The organism is Rothia gullae, assembly GCF_024294905.1.
Taxonomy (GTDB): domain Bacteria; phylum Actinomycetota; class Actinomycetes; order Actinomycetales; family Micrococcaceae; genus Rothia.
In genome coordinates this window covers 16,360-28,727 of sequence record NZ_JANCOC010000012.1, presented here as the reverse complement: position 1 = coordinate 28,727, position 12,368 = coordinate 16,360, and the positions used below count along the sequence as shown (strand labels likewise).

At 58.2% G+C, this 12,368-nt stretch carries 10 protein-coding genes; 6 read left to right on the top strand and 4 right to left on the bottom strand.

The window, feature by feature from the left end; genetic code table 11:
* Positions 1 to 11: 11 nt before the first annotated feature.
* From pth to NML54_RS07520, 4 genes are all read left to right on the top strand, one after another.
* The gene (pth, locus tag NML54_RS07535; protein WP_254757158.1) at positions 12 to 599 is read left to right on the top strand and encodes an aminoacyl-tRNA hydrolase; all 588 of its coding nucleotides are present in this window, start codon (positions 12 to 14) and stop codon (positions 597 to 599) included.
* Between the two features lie 188 nt (positions 600 to 787).
* Positions 788 to 2,086 (top strand): aminotransferase class V-fold PLP-dependent enzyme, encoded by a 1,299-nt coding sequence (locus NML54_RS07530; protein ID WP_254757157.1) that lies wholly within the window; start codon positions 788 to 790, stop codon positions 2,084 to 2,086.
* Between the two features lie 65 nt (positions 2,087 to 2,151).
* Positions 2,152 to 2,622, top strand: coding sequence for a Fe-S cluster assembly sulfur transfer protein SufU (sufU, locus tag NML54_RS07525; protein WP_254757155.1), 471 nt, complete (start codon positions 2,152 to 2,154; stop codon positions 2,620 to 2,622).
* 525 nt (positions 2,623 to 3,147) lie between these two features.
* On the top strand, positions 3,148 to 3,645 hold the full coding sequence (locus NML54_RS07520) for an FAD synthase family protein (RefSeq protein WP_254757153.1): 498 nt from the start codon (positions 3,148 to 3,150) through the stop codon (positions 3,643 to 3,645).
* A gap of 145 nt (positions 3,646 to 3,790) precedes the next feature.
* On the opposite strand, the gene NML54_RS07515 is transcribed toward NML54_RS07520, so the two are convergent.
* From NML54_RS07515 to NML54_RS07500, 4 genes are all read right to left on the bottom strand, one after another.
* Positions 3,791 to 4,288, bottom strand: a complete 498-nt coding sequence (locus NML54_RS07515; protein WP_254757151.1) for a DUF2505 domain-containing protein — start codon at positions 4,286 to 4,288, stop codon at positions 3,791 to 3,793.
* 568 nt (positions 4,289 to 4,856) lie between these two features.
* Complete coding sequence (locus NML54_RS07510) at positions 4,857 to 5,135, bottom strand: hypothetical protein (RefSeq protein WP_371925802.1); 279 nt, start codon at positions 5,133 to 5,135, stop codon at positions 4,857 to 4,859.
* Positions 5,136 to 5,360: 225 nt separating this feature from the next.
* Positions 5,361 to 5,741 carry a hypothetical protein gene (locus tag NML54_RS07505; RefSeq protein ID WP_254757147.1) on the bottom strand — a complete coding sequence of 127 codons (381 nt, stop codon included), beginning with the start codon at positions 5,739 to 5,741 and terminating at the stop codon, positions 5,361 to 5,363.
* An 11-nt stretch (positions 5,742 to 5,752) separates the two neighbouring features.
* Entirely contained in the window at positions 5,753 to 6,034 is a 282-nt protein-coding gene (locus tag NML54_RS07500) for a Wzz/FepE/Etk N-terminal domain-containing protein (protein ID WP_254757145.1), read from the bottom strand.
* 801 nt (positions 6,035 to 6,835) lie between these two features.
* On the opposite strand from NML54_RS07500, the gene mfd reads away from it, so the two are divergent.
* Both mfd and NML54_RS07490 read left to right on the top strand, forming a co-directional pair.
* Entirely contained in the window at positions 6,836 to 10,582 is a 3,747-nt protein-coding gene (gene mfd / locus NML54_RS07495; RefSeq protein ID WP_254757143.1) for a transcription-repair coupling factor, read from the top strand.
* Positions 10,583 to 10,754: 172 nt separating this feature from the next.
* The gene (locus NML54_RS07490) at positions 10,755 to 12,173 is read left to right on the top strand and encodes an NAD(P)H-quinone dehydrogenase (protein ID WP_254757141.1); all 1,419 of its coding nucleotides are present in this window, start codon (positions 10,755 to 10,757) and stop codon (positions 12,171 to 12,173) included.
* The last annotated feature ends 195 nt before the right edge of the window (positions 12,174 to 12,368 follow it).

Here is a 12,368-nt window from a genome sequence, read left to right as displayed (position 1 = left end):
TACACGAAGAGATGTCTGATACCTGGCTCATCGTGGGTCTAGGAAACCCCGGCCCCAACTACGCTAAAACCCGCCACAATATTGGTCAGATGGTTCTGGAAGAGCTCGCCAAGGAAGTTGGCGGCAGCTTCAAGAAGCATTCCAAGGCCTCCGCGGTTGTGGTGGAGGGGCGCCTCGGCTTTGGCGGGCCCAAGGTCATCCTCATGAAGTCCCTCGGTTACATGAACACCTCCGGCGGCCCGGTCAGTGCCATCGCCAAGTTCTACGGCATCGACCCCGACCACATCATCGTTGTGCATGACGAACTCGATATCCCCTTTGACACCATTAAGGTCAAGATCGGTGGGGGAGAGGGCGGCCATAACGGTCTGCGCGATATCACTAAGGCACTGGGCACTAAGGACTACTACCGTGTGCGCACCGGCATCGGTCGTCCTCCCGGACGCATGGACACCGCAGACTTCGTGCTCAAGCCCTTCAGCAGCATCGAAGCGAAGGACCTGCCCTTCCTCATCTCAAACGCAGCGGATGCAACCATGATGCTCGTGAAGGAAGGCCTGCTGGCAACCCAGCAGCGCTACCACGGAGCAGGCTCCTAGCCCTATGAGCTGTGCCGGGTAAACGCTGAACTGGGGTAAGGCATGATGCGGGCCGATGCGTGAACTAGGCTCTACCTAACTATGCAAGAGCTCGGTGAGGGAATAAGCTAGAAAAGAATGACGTTATACGCTCCACGACGGGAAAATACCCGACCCGTGGAGCGTATGAGCGAGAGAAGAAGGTACCCGTGGCTGAATATTCCACCCCCGCCAACACCCCGCTGAGTGACGAGATTGTGCGCCAGCTTCGCCAGGACTTCCCGATCCTCAACACTGAGGTGAACGGGCATCCCTTGGTCTACCTGGATTCGGGGGCGACCAGTCAGAAACCCCTTCAGGTTCTCGACGCAGAACGCGACTTCTACCTGCACGCTAACTCCGCCGTACACCGCGGGGCCCACACCCTCGCGGTCGAAGCAACCGACCTGTTTGAGGATGCGCGTATCACCGTTGCGAACTTCGTCGGTGCCACTGACGAAGAAATCGTGTGGACCTCCAACGCCACCGAGGCGCTGAACCTGGTTGCCTACTCCATCGGCAATGCCTCCCAGGGCATCGGTGGTCCCGCCGCCGAGCGTTTCGCACTCAAGCCCGGCGATGAAATCGTCACCACGGAGATTGAGCATCACGCGAACCTCATTCCCTGGCAGATCCTTGCTCAGCGTACCGGCGCAACTCTGCGCCATATCCCCTCCACCGAGGACGGTCAGCTCGACTACGCGGCAGCCGAGGGCATCATCAACGAGAAGACCCGCATCGTGGCGTTTACCCACGTCTCGAACGTGACCGGCGCGATTACCGATGTGCCCCACATGGTCGCTATGGCGCGCAAGCACGGCGCGCTCGTCGTGCTGGATGCCTGCCAGTCCGTACCGCACATGCCCGTAGACTTCCACGCCCTGGATGTCGACTTCGCGGCCTTCTCTGGTCACAAGATGCTGGCGCCCACCGGTATCGGTGCCCTCTACGGTCGTGCCGAACTGCTCAAAGCTTTGCCGCCCTTCCTGACCGGTGGCTCCATGATTACCCGCGTGGGTCTGCAGGACGCCGAGTATATGCCCGCCCCCATCAAGTTTGAGGCAGGTACCCAGCGCGTCTCGCAGGCGGTCGCCTTCGCTGCGGCTGTGCGCTACCTGCAGCACTTGGGCATGGAGAACGTTGAGGCGTGGGAACACGAACTGGGCACCCGCCTGGTTGAGGGAGTTCAGAAGATCGACGGTGTGCGGCTGCTCGGCCCCACCGACCCCACCAAGCGTGCCAGCCTGGTCGCCCTCGCTATCGAGGGCGTACACCCGCACGATGTGGGTCAGCTGCTCGACACCCAGGGCATCGCCGTGCGCGTGGGTCACCACTGCGCCCAGCCGCTGCACCGCTGCGCCGGTGTGACCGCCTCGACCCGCGCCTCCACCTACATCTACAACACCACCGAAGATGTGGACGCTTTCCTGAAGGCACTCGCCGAGGTGCGCCCCTACTTCGGCTTTTAACACAGACGCGTTAGAAACTAACGCCCCAATTTTTCAGACATACCAACTGACGGAAGAAGATCACCGTGTCTCTTGAATCCCTGTACCAGGAAATTATTCTGGAGCATTCTAAGCAGCGCAGCGGCGAGCACCTCGTAGAGGTACCCGCCGGCCATGCAAGCGCCGATAACCACCAGTACAACCCCACCTGCGGCGACGAAATCAACCTGCGCGTGGTGCTCTCTGACGAGCTGAAGGATGGCGAGAAGACCATTGAGTCGGTCTCCTGGGAAGGCGACGGCTGCTCCATCTCCATGGCTGCCGCCTCCGTGCTCTCTGAAATGGCTCCCGGAATGACCATCTCCGAGCTGCAGAGCTACGTGGACGCGTTCCGTGAGATGCTGCGCTCGCGCGGTAAGGTGACCCTGGACGAAGAGGAGTATGGCGATATGGCGGCTTTCTCCGGCGTTTCGAAGTTCATGGCGCGCGTGAAGTGTGCGATGCTTTCATGGGTTGCGGTTGAGGAAGCTACTAAGGAAGCAGCCGTGAAGAACTAATTCTTTACTGAGCGGGTAGATTGGAATGTTCGGTCAGTAGCCAATATTTGAATGCCAATCGAAAATATCGAATGGAGCCGTCGACAATATATTGCATGTAAGTTTAATGTTTTTCGATGGACTTTTAGCGGTGAGTACCGAACGTGACTCAGTCCGATAATCTACTCCCTACTCTTTCTTGACATAAGATTTATTTGATTTAAAACAATATGATGAAAATATGAGGTGGATACTAGACTGTATCCGCCTCATATTTATATCTTTTCCTTTTTCTCTAAAAAGTGAATAGTAAAATAAAAGGACAAAGGGTGCCCAACCAGCACCCTCGAGAAACTCTTTTCGGACCCGCCCACTCTGAGGTGACAGCGAGAAGAAATAGGACAGTAGTGGAAAATATTTTCTCAATATTGCACATTCTTTACTTATTCTTAGGCTCTCACCCTAGACCGCGGATATATTTCTCACCCTCTGGTACTTCAACCACACCGGAATACCCATCACCGCTACCAACCACAAGGAAGCCCCATGATTATTGGCTATGCCCCAGGCGCCTACGACCTTTTCCACTACGGCCACCTCGAGATTCTCCGCAAGGCTAAGGAAAACTGCGACTACCTCATTGCAGGCGTCGTACACGATGGCGTTCTGGAAGTGGCCAAGGGCCGCCTCCCCGTCATTTCCATCAAAGAGTGTGCCGCCATCGTCAGCCACATCGACTACGTGGACGAAGTACACGTCGAAAATACCCCCGACAAGCTCGAAACCTGGAAGCAGAAGCCCTTCAACGTCTTCTTCAAGGGCGACGACTGGAAGGGCACCGACAAGGGTAACGCCCTGGAAGCACGCTTCCCAGAGGTCGGAGTGGAAGTACGCTACTTCCCCTACACCGAGCACACCTTCAGCACCAAGCTGCGCAAGGTCGTTGACCTGCTCGAAGCAGAGCACGACCTGCGCTTAGAGATGCGCCGTTTCGCCGAACTGCTTGGCGAACGCGAATATTCCGAGGCGATCGTCGCCTCCTAAGGTTCCTACGCCCTCATAGGGGTGCTAGAGCTCAATAGAGACTCATAAAGACACAAAAGATCCCCGCCGTAATTACTTGCGACGGGGACCCTCTGTATATTGGCGGTATATCAGCTACACCTTAAAGGTGAGCGTCTCATAAGCTTTAGCGCTGTGCCAGCCACTTCTCAGCGGAGGTGCCCAGAACCTTCAGCACACGGCCAACCTGAGGCTCAGCAGCGGCTGCAATCTTCTTGCCCACCAGCGGGATGGAGCAGGAGACTTCACCGTTGACGTCCAGGCGGGTCTGCTCACCCTCGGGGGTCAGCTTCTGAGTAGCCTGAGCGGACACGGGAATGCCGTTGACCTTGACCTCGGTAGAAACGGTGCGGGAGCCGTCAGCAGCCGGTGCGCTTACGGTGTCCACCTGGGTCATAGCAACGCCGTTGCTGACGAACTTACGAGCGATGTCCGGCATGCGCTCAGCGGGCACGGTACGTTCGGTGGTTGCGGTGAACTCAGCGGAGGTGTCACCGGAAACGGAGAAGCTACCGAACTCAACGCCAACCTCGGAGCAGACGAAGCGTGCGAAGTCCTCGCTGGAGAATGCCTCGATAACCTGCTCAACGTTTGCGTTGATAACGGTCGATTCCTGAACTGCCATAATTGTTCCTTTCGTAGTGCGCGAAAACCCCGCGCATTATCCCTTCTAAGGATACGGTGTGCGGGGTTTCGCAACCAATGTAAAGACGCGAATCCACCTGAGAATATGCCGTGAACAAGGGAAAACATTCACAGCCTCTCACAGGGCGGTTGGAGGATTCGCATGCCGGTCTAAAAATGAGGGAAACACCTTCGGGCGGCTCCCGCATCGCATCACTAAGGATGCGGGGTTTAGAAAGCTAAAACTTTTAGGCGCTGGGAGCCATCGCATCGATGCGAGCCATCTCAGCCTTACCCACACGGTGTGAGCGAGCAACCTGCTTCAGGCGACCCCAGAAGGAATCCTTACGGTGGGTCTTGCCAGTGAGCAGATCCTGCAGTTCCTCGCTCAGCTGTGCGGCAGAAATCTCCGCATACGCTTCTCTGGCGAGTGGTTAGTTCGCTTGGATGGTGAGTCAACACTGGAGCGCACGAATTATGCGTATCTGTATGTTTAATAAATGCTATACCCTGAAAATAACGCCCTCAGCACACGCGAGGACGCTATTTTCAGGATAAATTCATTACTCTTAGAAAATGGGATGAATCACACAAGAATCAGGGAAATTCTTCTGCTGTTCCTCGCTCTGAACAATAATTTGATCAGCAAAGGTGTACAACATCTTGCCGGTCATTGTCGGCAGAGTCGGGCGGTCATAACACTCAATATAAAGAGTCTTTACGCCAAAGAGTTTAGCTACAACAAAGACAGGAACAGCAACACCTGCACCAGCAGAAACAACCGCATCCGGACGTTCCTTCGGGAAAATACGAAATGCCAAGAACAGATTACGAATAGCGTTCTTAATATTTCGAGTGGTCGGGTAATACGCCCAATAGGTCTTCTCATCAGCGAGAGAAGATTCAACATCGGGCTGCTTAAAGCTAACTCACACGCGGTCATAATTCTGCCACGCAGAGAAGTAGCCGTAGTCACCGGAACCAGAGCCACGCCGCCAGCCTGAATGAAACGCAGCTGGGTCGACAGGGGAGTAGCGGCGCTCAGGCTAATCACCAGAGGAGTTTCGCTCTTCTCAGCCGGCGTCGCGTGACTGTGGCAGTGTCTCGGGAGTGTAGCGGATTAGAGTGTCACAGACCGAAGCGTAAACGGCGAAACGTGCGTACTTGGTGGGCAGAATACGCTGCAGCATCTGGTGCAGGTGCTCAATGCCGCGGTCAGTACCGGGCAGAATGACAATGTCGGATGCGCCAGCGCTCTTCACATCGCCATCGGGAGCACCAATGGTGCGCAGCAGCATGAACGCTTCATTCGCCTCGGAAGAGGAGCCTAGCTCGTGAACCGGGATGCCAGCATCTTTCAGGCGGTCAGCGTAACCAACGTGACGCACGGTGCGGTCACGACCGTAAGCCAGCGCAGCAGTCTGGGAGGTGCCAGTCACCTTGACGGAGCTCATCAGGTGGCTGGTCAGCTGAGCCTCAGAGAGAGGGTATCGCGGTTAGCAATCAGAGACTTTGCGGCGTTCTGCGCAACCTCATGAGAGGACGTAACGCGAGACTCGGTCGCAATATCCACCTTCGCGGAGTTAGCGCTACCCGTGCCGGCGGAATCAACCACCAGCGATGCCTTAGAAGTGTACTTGCTATTGGTCATGTAGCCGTAGGCGGCACCCGCCACCGCAAAGATCACAACTGACAGCAGAATTAGCAGAGCCGATGCCCACGCCGCACTAATCGACGGGCCGCTCATCTGCGGGGTGTACAGCCAATAAGTGCCAGAAGAGGCAGAAGGATTAACCTGCTGACCTTGTAGCAGGAAGCAACCGCCTTATCGCTGCTGGAACCATCATGGGTGCCGGTAGCAGCCGAGGCGGGAGTAGTAGGAGTAAGGGGTGCCGCAGTAAAAGCAGTACCAAAAGCGAGTGCGAAAGCAGCCTACTTCTTAGCAGACCATGAATGGGCATAGGGCTTTTCAGTGGGATTGTTCGTGTATGTGGTTGTCTTTTGTGTCTTTCTGATGCGACGTTCCGGAAGAAACATCGAAAGAAACAGCGAATTATTGCACTAGAAAAGCCGTCGTAAAAACTGAAAACCTTAAGGTTGGTGTTTAGGGTATTTCAGATTCCGGAAGGAAGATACGGTGCGGTTTTTCTGTAAGTGTTATTGATTAGGCTACAGGATTGAGTTGTGAAAATAATGATGCACTAAGTGCAAAGACGCGGGTGAGGGTGTGATTTGCGCCCCATAAAATCGGTGTTGTGGCACAAGAAAATGACACAGAAGAAACCATACTCATATATCGCAGATGAAAGCGACAATCGAGTGCAAAAAGCTATATCTACAGCCAAAGAAGCCCACGAAAGAAAAATGCCATAAAAAGCAGAGTAGACCTACAATAGAAAAGCCGCGCACATCACCAAAAAGTGCACATAAAATTCCTCAAAATAAAACACCCAGGCACCCCGCCCGACACCACCTCACACCGACCACCCGTTGACACCCTCCACCAGCCAAACCGCCGGAACCGAGGACAGCAGATTCAGGAGAACCCGTGAGCACCACCCGAAAAGCTACCGCCCAGCCCCTCGAGGCGCCCCTGCACCCCCTCCTGAAAACCCTCAACCAACTCAGCAGCTGGGCCGCAATCCGCACCGCTGCCTCCGCGAAGCCCGCTGAACGTAACGCACGCACCCTCATCGGCGCCGTCGGAGGAACACACGCCGCGCTCATTGCCGACATCTCCGCCGCCGTACGTGCAACCACCCCCGAAGCGCTCAGCCTCATCATCGCCCCCACCGACCGCCAAGCAGAAGACCTCGCTGCAACCCTGCGCTCCTACCTGCCCGCTGCCGACATCGCGCTCTTCCCCGCCTGGGAAACCCTGCCCCACGAACGCCTCTCACCGCGCTCCGACACCGTAGGCCGCCGCCTGCAGGTACTACGCGCCATAACCGGGGAAGCTACTAAACGCCCCCAAGTCGTTATCGCACCGGTGCGTGCCGTCATCCAGCCCATCGTTACCGGCATCGAAAAGCTCGAACCCGTACATCTGGTTCGCGGCGAAGAATACCCCTTCAAAGACGTAGTACGAGGCCTCAACGACGCCGCATACTCCCGCGTAGACCTGGTTGCCAAGCGAGGCGAATACGCCGTACGCGGCGGCATTATCGACGTCTTCCCGCCCACCGCAACCACCCCCGTCCGCCTCGAATTCTTCGGCGACGAACTCGACGAAATGCGCCACTTCTCCGTCGCCGACCAGCGTACCCTCAGCGGGGGAGAAGAGCTCACCGAACTCACCCTGCTGCCCTGCCGCGAACTGCTCATCACCCCCGAAGTCATGAGCCGCGCCGCACGCCTGAAAGCCGACTACCCGGCAGCCGCAACCATGCTTGAGAAGATTGCCGGCGGAATCTACGTCGAAGGCATGGAATCCCTTACCCCGCTACTCATCGAATCCATGAACACCCTCACCGAACTACTGCCGGCAGGGTCCATGATCATTAACGTCGAACCCGAGCGCGTGCGCGCCCGCGCCGAAGACCTCGTTGCCACCAACGAAGAATTCCTCGCCGCCGCATGGGACACCTCCGCAGAAGCCGACGCAGTAGCACCCATCGACCTCGGCCAGCTCCGCATGAGCGACAGCGGATTCCGCACCATCGACCAAACCACCGCACAGGCACTCGAAGCCAAACTCAGCTGGTGGGAAATCACCGAACTCGTCACCGACGCAGACCTGCTCGAAGACGCCGCCGGGGCACTCCAGAATCAGAGCATTGTCGACGCCATCGAAGACGGCATCGACACCTACACCGTCAACGCTACCCCCGCAACCGCATTCAATGGCTCCGTCGAACGCATGCTCAGCCAGGTTGGCGACCTCATCCGCCAACAGTGGACCGTTCTCGCCCTCACCAACGGCCGCGGCTCCACAGATCGCCTCATTGACCTCTTCCACTCCGGCGAAGGAGCACCCGCCGTACCCACAGCCCGCCGAACCAGCCTCGAAGCCGACCCCGCGGGCAAGCTCGAACACGGCATCGTCGAGGTCTGCGAGGCACCCGCCTCCGCAGGCTTCCTCGTTGAGGAGGCGAAGCTCGCCGTCTTCACCGAAGCCGAACTGCTCGGCCGCCGCGGCACCTACGCACCCCGAGGCGCCGCTGGACAGAAATTCAAGACACGCCGCCGCCGCAACGCGGTTGACCCGCTCGCGCTGAACCCCGGCGACTATGTGGTGCACGAACGCCACGGCATCGGCAGGTTCGTTGAAATGACCTCCCGCCCTGTTGCGGGTGCATCCCCGGTCAACGGCGTGCAGCCCATGAAGGAATACCTGGTCATCGAGTACGCCCCCGCTAAGCGCGGTGGCGCGCCCGACCGTCTCTTCGTGCCCTCCGATCAGCTGGACCTGATCTCCAACTACGTGGGTGGCGAGAACCCGAGCCTGTCCAAGATGGGTGGTAGCGACTGGGCTAAGACCAAGTCCCGCGCTCGCAAGGCAGTCAAGGAAATCGCCGCCGACCTGGTGAAACTCTACTCGGCACGCCAGGCATCGCGCGGTCACGCCTTCGCCACAGATACCCCCTGGCAGCGAGAGCTGGAAGAGTCATTCCCCTACAACGAGACTCCCGACCAGCTCACCGCCATCCACGAGGTAAAGGAGGACATGGAGAGAGAAATCCCCATGGACCGCCTCATCTCCGGCGACGTGGGCTTCGGCAAAACCGAGGTCGCCGTACGTGCCGCATTCAAGGCGGTGCAGGACGGCAAACAGGTCGCGGTGCTCGTACCCACGACCCTGCTCGCCCAGCAACACTACGAGACGTTCAGTGAGCGCTTCTCGGGATTCCCCGTGAAGATTCGCGTACTCTCCCGCTTCCAGAAGGCGAAGGAAACCCGCCAGATTACAGAAGAAATCGCCTCCGGCACGGTGGATGTGGTGATTGGTACCCACCGCATCCTCTCGGACAGCGTGGTGTTCAAGGACCTGGGCCTGGTCATCATTGACGAGGAACAGCGCTTTGGTGTGGAGCACAAGGAAAAGCTCAAGCAGATGCGCACCAACGTGGACGTGCTCGCCATGAGTGCTACCCCGATTCCACGCACCCTGGAAATGTCGCTAACCGGTATTCGCGAGACATCCACCCTTGCCACCGCACCGGAAGAACGCCACCCCGTGCTGACCTTCGTTGGTCCGCGAACCGATAGCCAGATTACCGCCGCAATTCGCCGTGAGCTCATGCGTGAAGGACAGGTGTTTTTCGTGCACAACCGCGTGGCTGACATCGACGATGTTGCCGCCGAAATCGGCAAGCTCGTGCCGGAGGCGCGCATCGCCACCGCCCACGGCCGCATGAGTGAATCGCGCCTGGAGCAGATTATTGTGGACTTCTGGGAGCGCCGCTTTGACGTGCTGGTGTGCACCACCATCGTGGAGACCGGCCTGGATATTTCGAATGCGAACACCCTCATTGTCGACCACGCCCAGAACTACGGTTTGAGCCAGCTACACCAGCTGCGTGGACGCGTAGGTCGTGGCCGCGAGCGCGCCTACGCCTACTTCCTGTACCCGGTGGATAAGACCCTCGGCGAGATTGCGCACGAGCGTCTGAAAGCTGTGGCAACCCATAACGAGCTGGGTGCGGGCCTGCAACTCGCCATGAAGGACCTGGAGATTCGCGGTGCCGGTAACCTGCTCGGCGGCGAACAATCCGGCCATATTGCCGGTGTCGGTTTTGACCTGTACCTGCGCCTGGTCGGCGAGGCCGTGGCAAACTATCGCGGCGAGAAGGAAGAGCGCGAGGTCGAAACGAAGATTGACCTGCCCGTCAATGCGCATATTCCGCACACCTACATTGATTCTGAGCGTCTGCGCTTGCAGGCGTATCGTCAGATTGCTGCCGCCGATACCGAAGAGAAGATCGCGGAGGCACGCGAGGAACTGGTTGATCGTTACGGCGAGCTGCCGGAGGCGGTAGAGAACCTGCTTGCCGTGGCGACGGTGCGTATGCACGCCCGTGCCGCCGGTATTCATGAGCTGGTGGTGTTGGGCCCGAAGGTTCGCGTGGTAACCGCTACGTCGCTACCGGAGTCCCGCCAGATGCGTCTGAAGCGCGTGTACCCGGGTTCCACGCACGCCCAGCCGAAGGGTATGGACACCTGGCTGACGCTTGTTCCGCGCCCGAAGACCATGCCGGTTGGTGGTAAGGACCTGGTGGACGGTGCGATGCTGCAGTGGGCTGAGAAGTTCATCAACTCGATTTATGCCGAGAAACCGCAGGCTCTCGAGGAGTAGAAGTCAGAAGAATAGGGGAGAGGCTGGAAGAACAGGGGGGCGCCCTGTATAGCCGGCACCCTGTATAACCGGCACCCCAAGAGAATGCTCGCCGTGCAGGTTGCCACAATGTGGCATATCTGCACGGCGAGTGCGTTTGCCCCGTAGGGGCGGCATAGCTCACAATTAAGGCATGACTTCAACGGTGAACTATGCATCTCAGCGAATTGTAATTATTGGTGGTGGCCCCGGCGGTTACGAGGCAGCGATGGTGGCTGCCGCATCCAACGCGGACGTGACTCTGATTGAGCGTAAGGCCATTGGTGGCTCCGCTGTTCTGACTGACGTTGTGCCTTCTAAAACCCTGATTGCTACGGCAGATATGATGACCCGCTTCTCCGAGGCGGGTAGCCTGGGCATTGAGAACACGAAGGGTAAGGCGCCGCAGCTTCAGGTCGATATGGATCGCGTGAACCGCCGTGTCCGCGACCTGGCCCAGCAGCAGTCCGCCGACATTAAGCGCGCTCTGGCTTCTGGGGGCGTGAAGATTATTCACGGTACCGGTAAGCTCCTGGACCGCCACACCGTTCAGGTGACCGATGAAGCTGGTCTGGTCTACCCCCTGCAGGCGGACTTTGTGCTGCTGTCGGTGGGTACGCATCCGCGTGAAATGGCGACCGGTATGCCTGACGGCGAGCGCATCCTGACCTGGACTCAGCTGTACAACCTCTCCGAGGTTCCCGAGGAGCTGATTGTGATTGGTTCGGGTGTGACCGGTGCGGAGTTCGCTTCGGCGTATAACGGTCTGGGTTCTAAGGTGACCCTGGTGTCTTCACGTGACCGTGTTCTCCCCGGTGAAGACGAGGACGCAGCTCGCGTGCTGGAAGACGTCTTTGAGCGTCGCGGCGTGCGAGTGATGCCGCGTTCCCGTGCGGCAGCTGTTGAGCGTACTGAGGATGGCTCCGGCGTTATAGTGACTCTGTCGGATGGTCGTAAGGTTTCTGGCACTCACTGTCTGGTTGCTATTGGTTCGATTCCGAACACTGAAGATTTGGGTCTGGAAAATATCGGTGTTGAGCAGACCCCGAGCGGTCATATTAAGGTGGACGGTGTGTCCCGTACGAGCGTGAACAGCATTTACGCTGCTGGTGACTGTACGGGCGTGTACCCGCTGGCTTCTGTGGCTGCGATGCAGGGCCGTATTGCTATGGCGCACATTCTCGGTGATGCGGTGCGCCCGTTGCGTACCGATAAGGTGGCCGCGAACATCTTCACCTCCCCGGAGATTGCGACCGTGGGTGTGAGCGAGAAGGATATCGCTGAGGGCGCGTACCGTGGCGATGCAGTGACCCTGCAGTTGAGTACCAACCCGCGTGCGAAGATGATGGCGATGCGCGATGGCTTCGTGAAGATTTTTGCTCGCCGTCACTCCGGCACCGTCATTGGCGGCGTGGTAGTTGGTCAGCGTGCTTCCGAGCTGATTTACCCCATTGCTCTGGCGGTGGAGAAGAAGCTCGCGGTGGATGACCTGGCGGATACTTTCACGGTCTACCCCTCGCTCTCTGGCTCTATTGCTGAGGCTGCTCGCAAGCTGCACACTCGCGGCCTGTAGGCACCAACCTGTTAGGTGCTGAGCCGGGCGTTCCCCGCCCGGCGCAGTATCCCTGAAAAGCGTAAAAGCGGTGGGGGGCGCCGGGATTTTAAAAATTTACGGGGGCCCCCCCCCGTTTGCGGGGGGGCCCGGGTTGGAACAGGCACCTTTTATTGGGGGGATGGCCCCCGGGCAGTGCCCCGACCCGGGGGGGGG

Excerpts from the sequence above, each read along its gene's own strand:
- NML54_RS07520 (WP_254757153.1), top strand. The coding sequence starts at position 3,148 with ATGATTATTGGCTATGCCCCAGGCGCCTACGACCTTTTCCACTACGGC.
- NML54_RS07515 (WP_254757151.1), bottom strand. The coding sequence starts at position 4,288 with ATGGCAGTTCAGGAATCGACCGTTATCAACGCAAACGTTGAGCAGGTT.
- NML54_RS07490 (WP_254757141.1), top strand. The coding sequence starts at position 10,755 with ATGACTTCAACGGTGAACTATGCATCTCAGCGAATTGTAATTATTGGT.
- NML54_RS07505 (WP_254757147.1), bottom strand. The coding sequence starts at position 5,741 with ATGAGCTCCGTCAAGGTGACTGGCACCTCCCAGACTGCTGCGCTGGCT.
- NML54_RS07500 (WP_254757145.1), bottom strand. The coding sequence starts at position 6,034 with ATGAGCGGCCCGTCGATTAGTGCGGCGTGGGCATCGGCTCTGCTAATT.
- pth (WP_254757158.1), top strand. The coding sequence starts at position 12 with ATGTCTGATACCTGGCTCATCGTGGGTCTAGGAAACCCCGGCCCCAAC.